This window comes from Dysgonomonas massiliensis (assembly GCF_900240225.1).
Lineage (GTDB): Bacteria > Bacteroidota > Bacteroidia > Bacteroidales > Dysgonomonadaceae > Dysgonomonas > Dysgonomonas massiliensis.
Genome location: NZ_OEPV01000008.1, coordinates 189,019 through 206,257 on the forward strand (window position 1 = coordinate 189,019; position 17,239 = coordinate 206,257).

Consider the following 17,239-nt stretch of genomic DNA (forward strand, 5'->3'; position numbering starts at 1 on the left):
TTATTTACCTTGTTCAAGAGCTAAAGTTCTTGTAGTTTGGTCACAAACTTCAGCTGGACCAAAATATTGAATTGGACCTGGATAAACATATGAAGTTTCTACAGCCCATTGCTCACGATTGGCTGCGAAGAATTTGAATGGCGCTCCGTCAAGCTCTACTAATGCTTTACGAATGACTGGTTTCATTTCGCCATGACGACGTTCCATGTTCATCATCATTGTAACTGGAATACCTCCTGCAATCCATTCTGCAGCCGGAGCTGTGGTATTACGAACTGATGACATATAACCAGTTTTACCTGCACCAATAAGAGCAGCAGCTGTATATCCTAGCGAATAGCAGTAGTCAGCATCGAAGTTAGAAGGAGCAGCACAACGTCCTTCGTATCCGAAGAAGTGTACTTGTGCAGCAAACTTACCAACATATTTACCAGCTTTTTTCATTTCAGCAAGCTTGTTCTCAACCATTTCTGCCAAAAGCTTTTCAGTTTCGATCAATGAAACTTGTACGTTACCATGTGGGTCACGGTCTTTTGTCAATTGGCGTGCAATTCCTGCAGGAAGGCTAGCAAATACGGCAGCGTTATCAGCAGAAAGATTTGCTTTAATATAATCTAGTTCTTTATCTTTCTCTACTTTGCCAAACTCATCTTGATTGTGAGCTAAGAAGTCGTTTAATTCAGCGATAAGAGCTTTCATTGCTGGAATAAACTCAATCAAACCTTCTGGAATCAATACTGCCCCGAAATTGTTACCTGCTTCAGCACGTTTTGCAATCGCATTAGCGATATATGTTACGATATCATCCAAAGATTGTTTTTTAGCTTCAACTTCTTCAGAAACAATACAAATATTTGGTTGAACTTGAAGAGCACATTCCAACGCAATATGCGAAGCCGAGCGTCCCATCAATTTGATAAAGTGCCAGTATTTACGAGCTGAGTTACAGTCACGAAGAATGTTACCAATAACTTCTGAATATACTTTACATGCAGTATCAAAACCAAATGAAGTTTCGATCATTTCATTTTTCAAGTCTCCATCAATAGTTTTAGGGCAACCAATTACCTGAACTCCTGCGTTGATAGCTTTATAGTATTCAGCTAATACACAAGCATTAGTATTAGAATCATCACCACCAATAATAACTAGAGCTTTGATCTCTAATTGTTTCAATATTTCAAGACCTTTATCGAATTGTTCTTGAGTTTCTAATTTTGTACGACCAGAACCAATAATATCAAAACCTCCAGTATTACGATATTCATCAATAATATCTGCTGTAAGTTCCACATATTTATGATCTACCAATCCACCTGGTCCCATCAAGAAACCATATAAACGGCTGTCTTTATTCAAGCTTTTAATACCATCAAAAATACCAGCTATAACATTATGACCTCCAGGAGCTTGTCCACCTGAAAGAATTACACCTACATTAACTGGAGCATATTCTTTTTTCTCAGATGACTCAACAAATTTCAAAGTTGGCATTCCATAAGTATTAGGGAATAGAGCTTTTACTTCTTCCTGATTATCTACTGATTGAGTTGCAGCACCTTCTTCAACTTGAACCGTACCATATAATGCCTTAGGCATTTTTGGCTCATAAGCAGCACGTGCTATTTGCAATGCACTTTTTGTCATTTTTATAAGTTTATATGTTTAATTGATTAATATTGGTTTTATTTCTTTTTTTAGCTGTGCAAAGGTCGTTATTTTTTTTGAAAAAATAAAACTTTTATCAGTTATTAGTGATTGGAATATAGCTGATATAAAATATGATAAAAAACTGAACTTGTTAATGCTTCATTGCACGGTCCATTGCGCGCTTATCATCTTTTTCGCGTAATGTTTGACGCTTGTCATACATTTTCTTTCCTTTAGCAACAGCAATAACCAGCTTAGCTAAGCCTCTTTCGTTAATAAACATACGAATAGGAACAATTGTATGCCCCGTCTCTTTGACTAAACGATCAATTTTTCGCAATTCTTTTCTATTTAAAAGTAATTTACGATCACGACGAGCAGCATGATTATTATAGGTTCCATAAAAATATTCAGCAATATACATATTTCGAACCCACAATTCTCCTTTTTCCAATATACAGAATGTATCAACCAGACTAGCCTTACCCAGACGCAACGACTTAATCTCCGTTCCAGTCAATACTATTCCGGCAGTATATGTTTCGAGCAATTCGTAATCGAATGTCGCTCTTTTATTTTTTATGTTTATTGCTTGTTGAGCCATATTTAATATTTAGAGAAGACCAAAGATAATAAAAACGGATTTAATCTTCATCATCAAAATCGAAATCGAAATCGAAACCTCCATCTTCAATAAATGTTTCTAACTCTCGACGATCTTTTTTGGTTGGACGACCTGTTCCACGTGCCCGATCAACAAAGCCGCTCAGCTTAGACATCTCTAATACCTCAAGCTGCTCAGGCGTAGTCACATCTTTTCGATAATCTGCTGCAAGCTTTGCTCCTACTCTTCGCTCTATCAAATCGAGAACTTCAAAGGAATAAGTAATCGGAGGTTTTCTAATTTCAATTATATCTCCAACTTTTATCATTCTCGAGGCTTTAACTTGAACTCCTTTAATCGAAATACGTCCTTTCTTACAGGCTTCGATAGCTATCGACCGTGTTTTGAACAATCGAACTGCCCAAAGCCACTTATCAATTCTTACCTCTTTATCTCCTGCAGCCATAAGCTTGATTATTTATTGTTATACTGATTCATTGCATTATTAATACCTGCCAAACAAAAAGTTTTGACAATATCACATGCAACATTTATGCGTTCCGGAAGTAATTTTTCCTCTTCGTCACTAAACGGATCTAATACATAATTCACTTGACTTCCTTTTGGAAAATCATTTCCTATACCAAATCGTAAACGCGCATAATTTTGTGTACTAAGAATATCTTGAATATGCCCCAATCCATTATGCCCAGCGTTACTACCTTTACCTTTCAATCGCAATGTACCAAATGGCAAAGCCAAATCATCGACTACCACCAATAAATTTTCAATTGGAATTTTTTCTTCTTTGAGCCAATAACGAACAGCATTTCCACTAAGGTTCATATATGTTGATGGCTTCAACAGCACTAGAATTTTATTCTTAACCCTTATTTCTGTCACAAAGCCATAACGTCTGTCCTTAAAAACAGCATTGGACGCTTCTGCTAAAGCGTCCAATACTCTGAATCCTATATTGTGGCGGGTATATTCGTATTCGCTACCAATATTGCCCAAACCAGCAATTAAATATTTCATTCTTTAATTTTTAGTTTCCTTTAGCAGCCAAACCTCTTGCTGCACGAGTCAATTGAACGCGGCATACAACGTTGTTCTTAGCATTTAATAGCTCAAGTCCTTCGAAATGCAACTGACCAACTTGGATAGATTTTCCTAATGCAAGTTTTTCAACGTTTACATGTAGTTTTTCAGGAATAGCATTGTAAAGAGCTTTAACTTTAAGTTTACGTAGGTCAAGAGATAATTTACCCCCTGCTCTTACACCTTCTGCCAATCCGTCAAGTACTACTGGTACATCAATAACTACTGGTTTATCTTCAGCTACGAATAAGAAGTCCAAGTGAAGTACGCGATCTGTTACCGGATGTGTTTGAATATCTTTAAGAATTGCTTTGTATTCTTTACCGTCAATATCTAGGTTTACTAGAAATATTTCTGGAGTATAAATCAATTTACGAACTGCTTCTCTTTCTACTTCGAAATGAACCAAAAGAGCCTCGTTTGCTTTACCGTAAAGTACTGCAGGAATAGCATCTCCGTTACGCAATGCTTTTGAAGACGTTTTTCCAAGATTTTTTCTTTCTGTTGCTTTTAAATTAAATGTTTTCATTTTCTAATTTTAAAAATGTGTTACTCAAACTAAGGATTGTTTGCTCCCTTATTTCCCATCACACTACTGTAGGGCTTATAATTAAGCGGCGCAAAGATAGCATTTATCGTCCAAACTTCCTAAAGTTTAAACAGATAATTTACCTCTTTATATGTTTATGTTTTGATATTTAATTAAAGATCAATCTAGCTTATAGCCATATGCACGGAGTATATTATCTCGACTACGCCAGTCTTTTTCTACTTTTACATACATTTCAAGAAATACTTTTTTCTCAAAAAATCGTTCAATATCTTTACGTGCCATCGTTCCGACCTTCTTCAATGCCATACCTTGATGACCAATGACAATGCCTTTTTGTGTCGGACGTTCTACAATTATTAAAGCTCTGATATTGATAATGTCATCATGTTCCTTAAATTCTTCAACAGCTACCTCAACCGAGTATGGAATTTCTTTCTGATAATACAATAAAATTTTCTCTCTTATGATTTCAGTAACAAAGAAACGAGCCGGACGGTCAGTCATAGCATCTTTTTCGAAATAAGGAGGTGATTCGGGCAATAATTCAAGAATACGTTTTTGAATTATGGCTATATTAAATTTATTGCTTGCCGATATTGGATAGATTTCAGCTTTAGGTAGCATTTCGCTCCAAGTAGCTACAAGTTTTTCCAAATCTTGTTGATTAGTTTGGTCTATTTTATTTATCAACAACAGCACTGGTACATCAACCTTCTGTACTTTTGCTAAAAAGTCATTATTTTTATCAATCTTCTCTACAACATCAGTCATATACAGCAATACATCTGCATCATTTAATGCTGAAACCGAAAAGCTCAACATCGACTCCTGTAGTTTATAGTTTGGGCGAAGTACACCCGGTGTATCTGAATATACGATTTGATATTCTTCAGTATTAACAATCCCCATGATTCTATGTCTTGTAGTTTGTGCTTTCGACGTGATGATCGAAAGTTTTTCTCCAACAAGAACATTCATCAATGTAGATTTTCCGACGTTTGGATTTCCAACAATATTTACGAATCCCGATTTATGCATGTATTATATGTGCTTTATTTAATAATCTTTGCAAAAATACAAAGAAATACCAATACTCTAACTATATATGAAATAGTATTGTTGATGGAAAAGTTTTCACTACTTTTGTTGTTAACAATTTAGCGTCTAAACATCTGTATAGACGTTTTTAGTATAAAACAGTCGAGCAAGTCAACTATGAACAGTTTTAAAGTACACCATGCGATTTACTTTCTGATACTTGCATTATGCTTTTCATGTAAAGAGACACCTAGCAAACCTTCAGACACACAGACAACAGAAAAAGAAATCTCTAAGATTCAAAAAGTATATCCAAACTTTGACAATCAACAACTACAGCGATATATATCCGAATTCGCAGAGAAAGATTCTTTACTCTACGATTTCTACAAAGGTAATAATTTCAACCTGATCTGGGGTATAGATTCATTAGACATACGCAATATCAACTTTTTTAGTCTTTTGTTGGAAAATTTAGATCGAAATGGGTTACCAAACGACTATTTGGGTAATATAGATTTAAAAGAAATTGCAGAGTCTATTGAATCTGGAAGAGAAACAGATAGTCTTTATCATCGTATCGTGGATCTAGATTTTAAAGCTACACGTACAGCCATTGATTATATTACTGGCATGCACTATGGATTTTTACACCCAGATAGCTTATTTGGTGAATTGTATGATATCAAAGTTCAACAGCCAGATTCAGCCTTTCACGCTCAACTACATGAAGGTTTGAAAAAAGATATAATCGCAACTCTATATAATAGCTTGCCTACTGATAGCGTATATTTGTCATTGCAAAAAGAATACCGATTCTGGGATGATCTAGCCAATAATGCGAATAAGCCAAAAGTAATCCAAGCTAAAGGGTATAACCTTTCGTTCAAAAAAGGTGAGAAACATCACAACATCTCTCGTTTGGCTGAAAGGCTTATTTGGAGTTCTGAATACACACCCGACTCGCTTGATACTGATACGTTAAATCAGACCTTATCTGCATCACTATTAAAAGCTATAAATAAATTTCGCATCCAAAATTCTTATCCAGAAGAAGATGAAGTTGGAGCATTGACTATAGATGCTTTGAACAGAGATGCTAATTATTATCTGGATAAGCTCGCTGCAAATATGGAACGCTATAGATGGAAGCGAGCTAAAAAAAAAGAGGATAAACATATCGAGGTAAATATCCCTGCATTTAAATTGTTTGCCACTCAGACCGACAGCGTACCTGTAATCATGAGAGTCTGCGTTGGAACCGTGAAACATAAGACACCAATGCTCGAAAGTAATTTGGGATACATTAACCTTAATCCGACTTGGAATGTACCAATCAGTATAGCAAAAAATGAAATTTTTCCAGCTATGCGCCGCGACCCATCATATATGGCAAATCGCAATATGAAGTTATATAAAGGAGGTAAAGAAGTTGATTACAACTCTTTCAACTGGAAAAAAGATAAAATATCACCACATGTGTATTTTGTCCGACAAGGTCCCGGAAATACCAACTCGTTAGGTCGCTTGAAATTCATGTTCGCCAATAATTTCTCTGTTTACCTTCACGATACCCCATCGAAAGGAACCTTTTATCGAAAAAACAGAGCCGTCAGCCATGGATGTATTCGTCTGCAAAGACCAGTCGATTTAGCTTTCTTCTGTACCAGACCTTCTGACGAAATTTATCGTGACGAAATCCGCTTTGCCGTAGACCAACCTGTGAAAAGTAAAGAAGCAAAAAAATGGAGAAAAGATGAACATAAACCAATCAATGATATAATAAGAATCAAAGAAAAGACATCCTTAGCGGTTGATTACTTCACCGCTTATATGCAACCGGCAGACACAATGCTATACTTTGCTGATGATGTTTATTCCTATGATTTGAGGATATTGGAAGCATTGGGTAGAAATAAAACAACCAAGAGTAAAATAATTCAAGAAAAAACAGAAAACGATGGTGTATTTTGAGGTCAAATTTAAGTGTACCCCCAACAACGAGATTATAACAGATATTCTTTCGGCATACTTAGGAGAAATAGGATTCGACAGCTTTGTTACTAATAATGAAGGATTAGATGCCTATATCCCTAGTAAACTATTCAACGAGGATGAAATAAAGAACATATTAGCCGAATTACCTATCGAAGCTAATATTAGTTATACTTATGCTCAAATGGAAGATAAAGATTGGAATGAAGAATGGGAGAAAAATTTCTTTCAGCCTCTAATAATTGATGATCTTTGTTCGGTTCAAAGCACATTCCATAAAGTTGAAAATAATTGCAAATACAAAATATTCATCGATCCTAAGATGGCTTTCGGTACAGGACATCATCAAACGACAGAATTGATGATGCGAGAAATACTTGAAGCAGATTTTCAAGGCAAATCGGTATTGGATATGGGCTGTGGAACTGCAATATTAGCAATTCTAGCATCAATGAGAGGGGCTAACCCCATTACTGCTATTGATATTGACGAATGGGCTTACGACAATGCTATCGAAAACCTTAATCTTAACAATGTTTCAAATATTAAAGTTGAGATAGGTGGTGCTGATTTATTAGGCAAAGAAACCTTTGATGTTATTCTTGCAAATATCAATCGTAATATTCTTCTTAATGACATTAAAACATATATATCGGTCCTAAATACCGGAGGATTTCTCTATATGAGCGGATTCTATACTGAGGATATTCCTGCAATACAGGCCGAATGTGAAAAACATGGCCTTAAATTCTGTAATAATAAAGTCAAGGATAATTGGACTGCTGTTAAATTTGAAAAAACAGCATAATCAGATAATCTATAACACAAAAAAACAGCTGCAAATTTTGCAGCTGTTTTTCGTCTATATACTCACTATAGTTTCTTAATCAATTTACTTAGCGACTCTTTTGCATCGCCCAATAATAGTGTTACTTTATCTGTCATTTCGTATAATGGATTCGGCACTCCGGCATAACCTGGATTCAAGTCGTAGTTACAAATAACGATATACTTCGCCTCATCCACATTCAATACCGGCATACCATAAATAGGTGTACCTTCAGCATCACGGGCAGCAGGATTCAATACGTCATTCGCTCCGATAACAACAACCAAGTCAGTATCTTTGAAATCGTCATTGATATTATCCATTTCGTATAGCTTGTCGTACGAAACATCAGCTTCGGCCAATAAGACATTCATATGACCTGGCATACGACCTGCAACCGGATGGATAGCGTATTTTACATCAGCTCCTTTAGCCTCAAACATATCAGCCAACTGACGAACCTGATGTTGTGCCTGAGCCAACGCCATACCATAACCAGGAACGATAATTACACGTTTTGCTGTCTTAAGAACATTATCTAAATCGGCTCCTGCTTTTTTAGGGGCTTCTTCTTCCTCTGTTTTACTCGCTTCACGCATCAATTTATTCAGTGATTCTTTAGCGTCACCTAGTAGAAGAGTCACCTTATCTGTCATTTCGTATAACGGGTTCGGTACTCCGGCATAACCTGGATTCAAATCGTAGTTACAGATAACGATATTTTTCGCCTGATCGACATTCAATACCGGCATGCCATAGATAGGTGTTCCTTCGGCGTCACGAGCAGCAGGATTCAAAACGTCATTCGCTCCGATGACAACAACAAGATCAGTATCTTTGAAATCATCGTTGATATTATCCATTTCGTATAGCTTATCATATGGAACGTCAGCTTCAGCCAACAGCACATTCATATGACCTGGCATACGACCTGCAACCGGATGGATAGCGTATTTCACATCAGCTCCTTGTGCTTCCAGCATATCTGCTAGCTGACGAACCTGATGTTGTGCCTGAGCCAATGCCATACCATAACCAGGAACGATAATCGCTCGTTTTGTATTCTTTATTATCTTACTTAAACTAGGTCCTCCTGATTTTGGTTCAGCAGAATCTGATTCTGATTTATTAGCTTCTTGCATCAACTTGTTCAGCGATTCTTTAGCGTCACCTAGTAGAAGAGTCACCTTATCTGTCATTTCGTATAACGGATTCGGTACTCCGGCATAACCTGGATTCAAGTCATAGTTACAAATAACGATATTTTTCGCCTGATCGACATTCAATACCGGCATGCCATAGATAGGCGTTCCTTCTGCGTCACGGGCTGCAGGGTTCAATACGTCATTCGCTCCGATGACAACAACCAGATCGGTATCTTTAAAATCATCGTTGATATTATCCATTTCATATAACTTATCATATGGAACGTCGGCTTCAGCCAACAGAACATTCATATGACCAGGCATACGACCGGCAACCGGATGAATAGCATATTTTACATCGGCTCCTTGAGCTTCCAGCATATCTGCCAACTGACGAACCTGATGTTGTGCCTGAGCCAATGCCATACCATAACCTGGAACGATGATTGCTCGTTTTGTGTTCTTTATGATTTTACTTAAACTTGAACCTTCTGATTTTGTTTCAGTAGAATCTGATTCTGACTTATTTGCTTCACGCATCAATTTATTCAGAGATTCTTTAGCATCACCAAGCAGTAAAGTAACCTTATCTTTCATTTCATACAATGGATTCGGTACTCCGGCATAACCTGGATTCAAGTCATAGTTACAGATAACAATGTTTTTTGCCTGATCGACATTCAATACCGGCATACCATAGATAGGTGTACCTTCAGCATCACGGGCAGCAGGATTCAAAACGTCATTCGCTCCGATGACAACAACCAGATCGGTATCTTTGAAATCATCGTTAATATTATCCATTTCATATAGCTTATCATATGGAACGTCAGCTTCAGCCAACAGCACATTCATATGACCTGGCATACGACCGGCAACCGGATGGATTGCATATTTCACATCAGCACCTTGTGCTTCCAGCATATCTGCCAACTGACGAACCTGATGTTGTGCCTGAGCCAATGCCATACCATAACCCGGTACAATGATTGCTCGTTTTGTGTTCTTTATAATTGAAGCTAAAGATTTTTCTTCTTTCTTCTCTACTTTTGCAGGAGCTGGTGCTTTTGGCTGAGCTGGTTTAGATTGAGCTGCGCCTCCTGCTGATACAGAAGTTTTACCTGTAAGAATAGCCATTAAGCTACGGTTCATTGCACGACACATGATCTGTGTAAGAACCAATCCTGATGATCCGACGATACCACCAATAGAAACGACTAACAAATCTCCAATAGCCAAACCTGCAATAGCAGCAGCAATACCGGCCAAAGATGTCAATAGAGAGATAGTAATAGGCATATCTGCTCCTCCGACACGAATAGAGAATGCCAGTCCAAAGACTGAACCAGACACTATTCCTAATGTTAGTATGAAATATTCATTTGAAATAATACCGAAGTCCTGACCTACTATAAAACCGAAAGCAATAGAAGCCAAAGATCCTATAATAGATAAAGAAAGTATCAGGCTATGATTTTTCCAAACCACGGGTTTTTGCCCTAATATGCGATGTAGTTTTCCGGCAGCTACCATACTTCCTACAAAAGTCACCATACCTACAACTACTGCTAGTATAGCTGTTACATTTACGAATGTAGGATAAAGTGACGGTTTTACTCCGATATGAATAAACGTAAGTGCTCCTACGATACCTCCGGCCAAACCACCGAGTCCATTCAGCATGGCTACAGTTTGCGGCATTTGCATCATTTGCACCTTACGTGCCAGATAGGCTCCAATAATACTACCAATAATTATTAACGCATAAATCGTTACAACTTCAAATATCTGATAATATAATAAGGTAACGACAAATCCAGCCAACATACAGAAAGATAGAAGAAGATTTCCTCTAACTGATGTTTTTACCTTACTCATCATCGAGATACCAACTAGTGCGAGCAGAGAGAGAATTCCACAAAGGATATAATAAATTGTTGCTGTCATATCACTTCTGTTTTTTCTTTGTTTTAAACATTTGTAGCATACGATGTGTTACACCAAATCCCGCAACTACGTTTACTGTTGCCAGAAGAATTCCAATTCCTCCGAATATCTGACCAATGATCAGACCTGTTCCTCCATCTTGATACGAATATCCTACAGTTACTACAGCCCCTAGCAAGCATATACCTGCCAAAGCGTTCATTCCTGTCATCAATGGAGTATGCAATAAGCTAGGTACATTTTTTATTATAAAATAACCTATGACAGAAGACACTAAAAAGATTAGTATTAATGTTATTGGATTCATAAATCTGAGTTTTATGTATTAGACATAACAAATATGCCCCATACTACTGGGTATAGGGCTATATTTGTCTCTGAAGTTATTTCTTCATAGCTTCAAGTGTACCGGTGTGCACGATTTGCCCATCGATAGTCACAAGAATTGATTTAACGATTTCATCAGTTCTATCCAACTCGATCTTACCGTCTTTTATCAAATATTTAGCTAGGTTATAAATGTTGTGCGAGAACATCCAAGTTGAACTTGTTGGTAACATTCCCGGAATATTCTTAATACCAATAAGAGTAACACCATGTTTAACTTCTGTTTTTCCTGGAGGTGTTATTTCACAGTTACCACCTTGGTCGATAGAAATATCAACAACTACCGATCCGTGAGGCATTTCTTTGACCATATCCTCTGTCAACAATATTGGAGCTATCTTACCTGGAACAAGAGCACTACAGAAAACCACATCTACTTCTTTAAGAATTGGACGTAATTTTTCACGTTCTTTGATTATCCATTCTTCCGGTAAATTCTTAGCATAACCACCTTCAGCTATAGCCAAATCAGCAGGAACTCCAAGATCTACAATTTTAGCTCCTAAACTCATAGCTTGTTCAGCAGCTGCCGGACGAATATCTGCAGCATAAGTAGTAGCTCCTAAGCGCTTAGCTGTCGCCAATGCTTGAAGTCCACCTACTCCTACCCCTATGATAAGAACTTTAGCCGGAGGAATAGAACCTACTGCAGTAAACATTGAAGGTATAAATTTAGGCATAGCATTAGCAGCCAAAAGGATTCCTTTGTAACCTGCACATGTACTCATAGAAGTCAATGCATCCATGTTTTGTGCGCGAGAGATACGAGGAACTCCGTCCAATGTTAAGCTTATAATACCTTTCTCAGCAAGTAATTCTACCATTTTATGATTAACTGGAGAAGCTGGATGTATAAAAGTGATCAAATATTGACCTTTGTGCATCAATTCTACTTCATGTTTATCATATTCATTATTGAATAAAGGTTCTTTTACCTTCAATATCAGCTCTGACTTCTCATAAACTTCTTTTGCCGAATCTATGATTTGTGCACCAGCAGCTATGTAATCTTTATCAAGATAATAAGATCCAACACCTGCTCCTTTTTCTACTAAAACTGTAGCTCCGTCTGTTACAAACTTCTTGACAGTTTCGGGTGTAGCCGATACTCGAGCTTCACCTTGCATAATTTCTTTTGGAATTCCGATAATCATAATGGTATAATTTAAGTTAGATTTAAGATAATTTAAGGCTAAATAAAAGATCGCCGCCTCAAAATTTCATCTCTGGGGTTTCATTCTGTTTCAAATGTAATAATAATAAGTTTAATTTACACTATCTTTTCTATGAATTATTTTAAATAATAATATCATTTTGTTATATATAGCTAACTTCTGCCTATTGTTATATTTAACTCATAAAAAAACTCTATATTTGTATTGAACAAAAACCAGACTAATGAGCGATTGGAAAGAACGTCTAAACGTAGTATATTCAACAAATCCCGACTTCAAATACGAAACATCTGAAGATGAGGAGACTGATACTATTGCCAAAGAGAAACAGCAATTACGCATTTCTCTTGATAAGAAAAACAGAAAAGGAAAAGCTGTAACACTTATCACTGGATTTATAGGTCGAACTGAAGACTTAGAAGATCTAGGGAAATTTCTGAAAGTTAAATGCGGTGTTGGAGGTTCAGCTAAAGATAATGAAATTATACTTCAGGGCGATTTCAGAAACAAAGCACTAGAACTTCTACACAAAGAAGGTTATGTCAAGGCACGAATCATCTGAAAATATTAATCTTACTGTATATAAAGCATCTGCCGGTTCAGGTAAAACACACCAACTGACAGCTCAATATCTGCGTCTGTTATTTAAATCTCCGTATGCATATCGGCATATACTTGCTGTTACGTTTACAAACAAAGCAACAGACGAGATGAAAACCCGAATTGTTAAAGAGCTTGCTAGTCTTGCTTCACACAAAAAGTCTGATTATACGACAATGTTATCATCCGAATACAAACTTTCGGAAGAGCAAGTGAGAGCTAAAGCCCGAGATATACTCGTTTATATATTACATGATTATTCAGCTTTCTCGGTAAGCACAATTGATCGCTTTTTTCAGCAAACAATGCGCGCTTTCACCCGTGAGATTGGATTAGGTGGCGGATATAATGTTGAATTGGATACCGAAAAGGTTCTAAACGAAGCTATCGATTCAATGCTCTTCGATCTGGAGAAAAGCAACAATAAAGATTTACTTGACTGGTTAATACGTTTTTCGGAAGAGAAGGTCGAAAATGGAGAAACTTGGAATATCCGTAATGATATACAATCCTTATCAACCGAAATTTTCAAGGAAAGTTACAAATCCTTCAGAAATGAAGTCCAACGTGATATTTCGAATAAAAAACTGATTGACGAATACAAAGAACTTTTACACTCATATATACGAACTTTTGAACAGACTTCACAGCAAATTGGAGAAAGAGCATTAAATACGATGCTTCGTTTCGAATTATCTGCCGAAGACTTTAAGGGCGGTAGCCGTTCACCTTTCAAAAGCTTCATTCGTTGGGCAAATGGAGATATAGTAGAGCCTACTGCTACATTTAAGAAACTAGACAATGATGTAGCAGACTGGTATACAAAAACTACTACTACTGCAACCCGTAACAAGATAGAAGAAGTCTATCATAGTGGATTGGCTAGTTGCGTTTCAGATATTATCTCGCATTACGATAATAATAAAGCATATCAAACGGCTTATGAAATAAACCGCTATTTCTTTACTCTCGGTATATTAGGCGATATCGACTCGAAGATACGTGAGTATACTTCAGAAAATAACGTCATGCTCATTGCTGATACAACGGAATTACTAAACCGTATTATTGATGGTAATGACGCTCCTTTCATATACGAGAAAGTAGGAACTCGTACCGATCATTATATGATTGACGAGTTCCAAGACACATCGCGCATGCAATGGCAAAACTTCGAGCCTCTGGTAAAAAATAGCATAGCAGATGGAAATCACAATTTCATCGTGGGAGATGTAAAGCAAAGTATCTACCGTTGGAGAAACTCGGACTGGAAACTGCTGGATGAACAATTGGATATTGATTTCAGCAACGAGGGAATACAACACGAAAGCCTCGATACAAACTGGCGAAGTGGGTACAATATCGTCAATTTCAACAATGCAATTTTCACTTCTGGTGCACAACTTCTTCAAGACACATACAATAAAGCATTACCTGAAGACAACGATAATAATCAATATTTCTCACAACGTATTGAGAAAGCGTATAACGATGCTTATCAGCATGTTCCGGCCAGCAAATTAGATACGGCTGGACGTGTAAAAATTGAATTTATCGATACAGATGAACAAGATTGGACAACTTATAGCCTTGAACAAGTTCCACGACAGATAGAAGAACTACAGGATAGAGGTTACGATTTGAAAGATATAGCAATTCTGGTTCGTACCAAAAAAGAAGGTGCTGATATTGCAAACTGCTTGCTAGAATATAAAGAACAGCATCCAGACTCGAAATATCGATATGATATTATTTCGGATGAGGCTTTGTATCTGAATAATGCGAGTAGTATAAAGCTTGCTGTAGCACTGCTCAAATATCTGCGAAATCCACAAGATAAGACTTTGCAAGTTTTGGCTGCATACGAATATTACAAACTTAATATTCAGATGAAAGCCGAGGAGGCTTTACAAGAATATTTCTCGGGAAATGGAAATCTTCCTAATGAAATACTCTCAATCCTTGATCGAATAAGCTCACTACCTTTGTACGAGATGACCGAAGAAATATTCGGTATCTTCCGTGAAGCCATGAATGAGAATGAACAGATTTACATTCAGTCGTTTCTTGACATGGTACTGGATTTTACAGTTCGTCATACATCAGATTTAGATGCTTTTCTAAATTGGTGGGACGAGAGTGGCGTTCGAAAAACGATTTTCACACCTGACGGCCAAGATGCTGTACGTATTATGACAATCCACAAGTCGAAAGGTCTTGGATTTAAAGCTGTAATTATACCATTCTGCAATTGGGAAATCGACCATAAACTTCCAACCATACTTTGGTGTCATCCACGAGTAGAGCCTTTCAATAAACTTCATCTTGTTCCGGTCAAGTATTCACAGAAACTTAAAAACACAATTTTCGAAGATGAGTATTTCTATGAACGATTGCATGCTTTCATCGACAACTTTAATATATTGTATGTTGCATTTACACGTGCTAAAAATGAACTGATAGCTTTTGCTCCTCAGCCAAAGAAAAGTGACATCTCGAATATAGCTTCTCTACTATGGAATTGCATCAATAGTACTAAACTTGAGAACAAAGATGACAAAGAATTTATTAGCTTATCAGAACATTTTGACGGAGAAAATGGATTACTACAGTTAGGCGATGAATACAGACCTTCTGAAAAGACAAATGAAGAAAGCAGCAACAATGAAATACATATCGACTCACTATCCAATATTCCATTCGATGATCGTCTAAAACTATTGCTTAATAATAAATATTTCTTTACTGATACAGGGCAACGTGATTATGGAACTTTGATGCACGAGATAGTAAGTGGTGTTCAAACGATAGATGATGTAGAACCTGCACTTCAGAAATACTATCTATCAGGAGAGATTGGTGCGGAACAACGTGATGAATTGAACGATATATTACATCAGTATTTATCAAATGAATTGGTGACAGAATGGTACTCAGGCGAATACCGCGTACTGAACGAAGTTCAGATCTTACAGCCTAAAGGAACTTTTGTTCGTCCAGACCGCGTAATGATAAAAGGTAAAGAAGTTATTGTTATCGATTACAAGTTCGGCGAAAAAGAGAACAAGAAATACATACGCCAAGTAAAATTTTACGCCGATCAAATCCGCAAAATGGGATATGTCGACGTAAAAGCTTATATCTGTTATATACGACTAGGTAAAGTTGTTGAAGTATAAATAGAAATAGCTATCCTCTCCTATCGCGGGCTGAATATTTGGCACCGCTATTTTTATCTTTACCTCCTTTTGGCTGATCTCTTTTGATTTTTGTCTTTTTCTTTTCTTTCTTTATTCCTTTTTCGGAATCGGATTTCAAATATATTGAATCATTGGTTACCCAAAGACGTTTATTAAACTCTGTCAACTCTGATTCGATACGCTCCTGAGCCGCTTTTAATTCTTCTGGTGTTCTATATATTTCGGATAAAATCTTGTTAGCCATATTTCCCGTTTTATATATTTCTCCATCGTATAGACGAAGACGGAAGAAATCGTCCACAGTCTTAGCTACCACATTGTTCATATCTGAAACCATAATTGGCATACGCACTGCATAAGGACGTAAGTTTTCGTATGGAATCCAGAATTGAGGCTGACGATCCGCACCTATTCCATAATCGTCTACTAAACGTAATACCGGACAAATAGCAACAATCTTAACATCGTTCACAGCACCCGTACGATCAAAGTACCAAGCTTCTTTCAGATAATAGCCGATAACATCATTGCTAGGTATATCATAGTCGTTAAAAGAAAAAGCGGTTCCCTCTTGCAAAATTGGAATATTCAAACGCTCCAATACATCTTTAAAGTCAACTTTATATTCATCCGTGAATATTTCTCTTCCATCCAGATAATCGTAAGCAGTCAGGTTATCCGAAGCCATCAACTTGAAAATCATTGTATACAGATTCGTTCTATCACCTACTGGCTGAACCGGATAAATCAATGCAGCATTACGGCCTTCTGTCACATCCAGATATCTGTATATTTCACGTACCCACGATGCATTATCTGTATTCTGTGTCTGTTCGGCATTAGCCATCTGCGTCCTTACAGAAGCTTTTGGTACTGAATTAGTCTGCTGCTCTTGTTGCAGTTTGCGTTTAGCCAGACGATCGCGCAACGATTCTGTCTGCGCATTGATCTGCGATACACTTAAGAACATCGACAAAACCAACCCTAAACAATATATTTTCTTCATAATCTAATC

14 protein-coding genes are annotated in these 17,239 nt (G+C 37.0%); 4 read left to right on the plus strand and 10 right to left on the minus strand.

Annotated elements, in window-relative coordinates; translation table 11 throughout:
• From C1A06_RS09940 to era, 6 genes are all read right to left on the minus strand, one after another.
• Window positions 1-1,647 carry a diphosphate--fructose-6-phosphate 1-phosphotransferase gene (locus C1A06_RS09940; RefSeq protein ID WP_101690110.1) on the minus strand — a complete coding sequence of 549 codons (1,647 nt, stop codon included), beginning with the start codon at window positions 1,645-1,647 and terminating at the stop codon, window positions 1-3.
• Between the two features lie 154 nt (window positions 1,648-1,801).
• On the minus strand, window positions 1,802-2,254 hold the full coding sequence (gene smpB, locus C1A06_RS09945; protein ID WP_101690111.1) for an SsrA-binding protein SmpB: 453 nt from the start codon (window positions 2,252-2,254) through the stop codon (window positions 1,802-1,804).
• Window positions 2,255-2,294: 40 nt separating this feature from the next.
• Entirely contained in the window at window positions 2,295-2,720 is a 426-nt protein-coding gene (locus C1A06_RS09950; protein ID WP_101690112.1) for an RNA-binding S4 domain-containing protein, read from the minus strand.
• Between the two features lie 8 nt (window positions 2,721-2,728).
• Entirely contained in the window at window positions 2,729-3,292 is a 564-nt protein-coding gene (gene pth / locus C1A06_RS09955) for an aminoacyl-tRNA hydrolase (protein WP_101690113.1), read from the minus strand.
• A gap of 10 nt (window positions 3,293-3,302) precedes the next feature.
• Window positions 3,303-3,884 (minus strand): 50S ribosomal protein L25/general stress protein Ctc, encoded by a 582-nt coding sequence (locus C1A06_RS09960; protein ID WP_101690114.1) that lies wholly within the window; start codon window positions 3,882-3,884, stop codon window positions 3,303-3,305.
• Between the two features lie 180 nt (window positions 3,885-4,064).
• A complete protein-coding gene (era, locus tag C1A06_RS09965; protein WP_101690115.1) occupies window positions 4,065-4,946 on the minus strand; it encodes a GTPase Era in 882 nt (293 codons plus the stop codon).
• Window positions 4,947-5,123: 177 nt separating this feature from the next.
• Between era and C1A06_RS09970 the strand changes: the two genes are divergently transcribed.
• Window positions 5,124-6,920: a L,D-transpeptidase family protein gene (locus C1A06_RS09970; protein WP_101690116.1), complete on the plus strand. Its 1,797-nt coding sequence runs from the start codon at window positions 5,124-5,126 to the stop codon at window positions 6,918-6,920.
• Entirely contained in the window at window positions 6,907-7,749 is an 843-nt protein-coding gene (gene prmA / locus C1A06_RS09975; RefSeq protein WP_101690117.1) for a 50S ribosomal protein L11 methyltransferase, read from the plus strand. Before C1A06_RS09970 ends, prmA begins: the two co-directional genes overlap by 14 nt.
• Window positions 7,750-7,814: 65 nt before the next feature.
• On the opposite strand, the gene C1A06_RS09980 is transcribed toward prmA, so the two are convergent.
• The 3 genes from C1A06_RS09980 to C1A06_RS09990 all read right to left on the minus strand — a co-directional run bounded on the left by C1A06_RS09980 (window position 7,815) and on the right by C1A06_RS09990 (window position 12,403).
• On the minus strand, window positions 7,815-10,862 hold the full coding sequence (locus C1A06_RS09980) for an NAD(P)(+) transhydrogenase (Re/Si-specific) subunit beta (protein WP_101690118.1): 3,048 nt from the start codon (window positions 10,860-10,862) through the stop codon (window positions 7,815-7,817).
• A gap of 1 nt (window position 10,863) precedes the next feature.
• Complete coding sequence (locus tag C1A06_RS09985) at window positions 10,864-11,169, minus strand: NAD(P) transhydrogenase subunit alpha part 2 (RefSeq protein ID WP_101690119.1); 306 nt, start codon at window positions 11,167-11,169, stop codon at window positions 10,864-10,866.
• Between the two features lie 76 nt (window positions 11,170-11,245).
• A complete protein-coding gene (locus tag C1A06_RS09990) occupies window positions 11,246-12,403 on the minus strand; it encodes an NAD(P) transhydrogenase subunit alpha (RefSeq protein ID WP_101690120.1) in 1,158 nt (385 codons plus the stop codon).
• A gap of 244 nt (window positions 12,404-12,647) precedes the next feature.
• Here C1A06_RS09990 and C1A06_RS09995 point away from each other — a divergent pair, with 244 nt between their 5' ends.
• Window positions 12,648-12,986 (plus strand): translation initiation factor, encoded by a 339-nt coding sequence (locus C1A06_RS09995; RefSeq protein WP_101690121.1) that lies wholly within the window; start codon window positions 12,648-12,650, stop codon window positions 12,984-12,986.
• Window positions 12,964-16,203 (plus strand): UvrD-helicase domain-containing protein, encoded by a 3,240-nt coding sequence (locus tag C1A06_RS10000; RefSeq protein WP_101690122.1) that lies wholly within the window; start codon window positions 12,964-12,966, stop codon window positions 16,201-16,203. Before C1A06_RS09995 ends, C1A06_RS10000 begins: the two co-directional genes overlap by 23 nt.
• A 10-nt stretch (window positions 16,204-16,213) precedes the next feature.
• Here C1A06_RS10000 and porN read toward each other — a convergent pair whose 3' ends face one another.
• Entirely contained in the window at window positions 16,214-17,230 is a 1,017-nt protein-coding gene (gene porN, locus C1A06_RS10005; RefSeq protein ID WP_101690123.1) for a type IX secretion system ring subunit PorN/GldN, read from the minus strand.
• Window positions 17,231-17,239 lie beyond the last annotated feature (9 nt).

Bases quoted from the DNA above. Each gene is read 5' to 3' on its own strand.
- pth (WP_101690113.1), bottom strand. From the start codon at position 3,292: ATGAAATATTTAATTGCTGGTTTGGGCAATATTGGTAGCGAATACGAA.
- C1A06_RS09995 (WP_101690121.1), top strand. From the start codon at position 12,648: ATGAGCGATTGGAAAGAACGTCTAAACGTAGTATATTCAACAAATCCC.
- C1A06_RS09950 (WP_101690112.1), bottom strand. From the start codon at position 2,720: ATGGCTGCAGGAGATAAAGAGGTAAGAATTGATAAGTGGCTTTGGGCA.
- C1A06_RS09970 (WP_101690116.1), top strand. From the start codon at position 5,124: ATGAACAGTTTTAAAGTACACCATGCGATTTACTTTCTGATACTTGCA.
- era (WP_101690115.1), bottom strand. From the start codon at position 4,946: ATGCATAAATCGGGATTCGTAAATATTGTTGGAAATCCAAACGTCGGA.
- C1A06_RS09960 (WP_101690114.1), bottom strand. From the start codon at position 3,884: ATGAAAACATTTAATTTAAAAGCAACAGAAAGAAAAAATCTTGGAAAA.
- C1A06_RS10000 (WP_101690122.1), top strand. From the start codon at position 12,964: ATGTCAAGGCACGAATCATCTGAAAATATTAATCTTACTGTATATAAA.
- C1A06_RS09990 (WP_101690120.1), bottom strand. From the start codon at position 12,403: ATGATTATCGGAATTCCAAAAGAAATTATGCAAGGTGAAGCTCGAGTA.
- C1A06_RS09980 (WP_101690118.1), bottom strand. From the start codon at position 10,862: ATGACAGCAACAATTTATTATATCCTTTGTGGAATTCTCTCTCTGCTC.
- porN (WP_101690123.1), bottom strand. From the start codon at position 17,230: ATGAAGAAAATATATTGTTTAGGGTTGGTTTTGTCGATGTTCTTAAGT.
- smpB (WP_101690111.1), bottom strand. From the start codon at position 2,254: ATGGCTCAACAAGCAATAAACATAAAAAATAAAAGAGCGACATTCGAT.
- C1A06_RS09985 (WP_101690119.1), bottom strand. From the start codon at position 11,169: ATGAATCCAATAACATTAATACTAATCTTTTTAGTGTCTTCTGTCATA.
- prmA (WP_101690117.1), top strand. From the start codon at position 6,907: ATGGTGTATTTTGAGGTCAAATTTAAGTGTACCCCCAACAACGAGATT.
- C1A06_RS09940 (WP_101690110.1), bottom strand. From the start codon at position 1,647: ATGACAAAAAGTGCATTGCAAATAGCACGTGCTGCTTATGAGCCAAAA.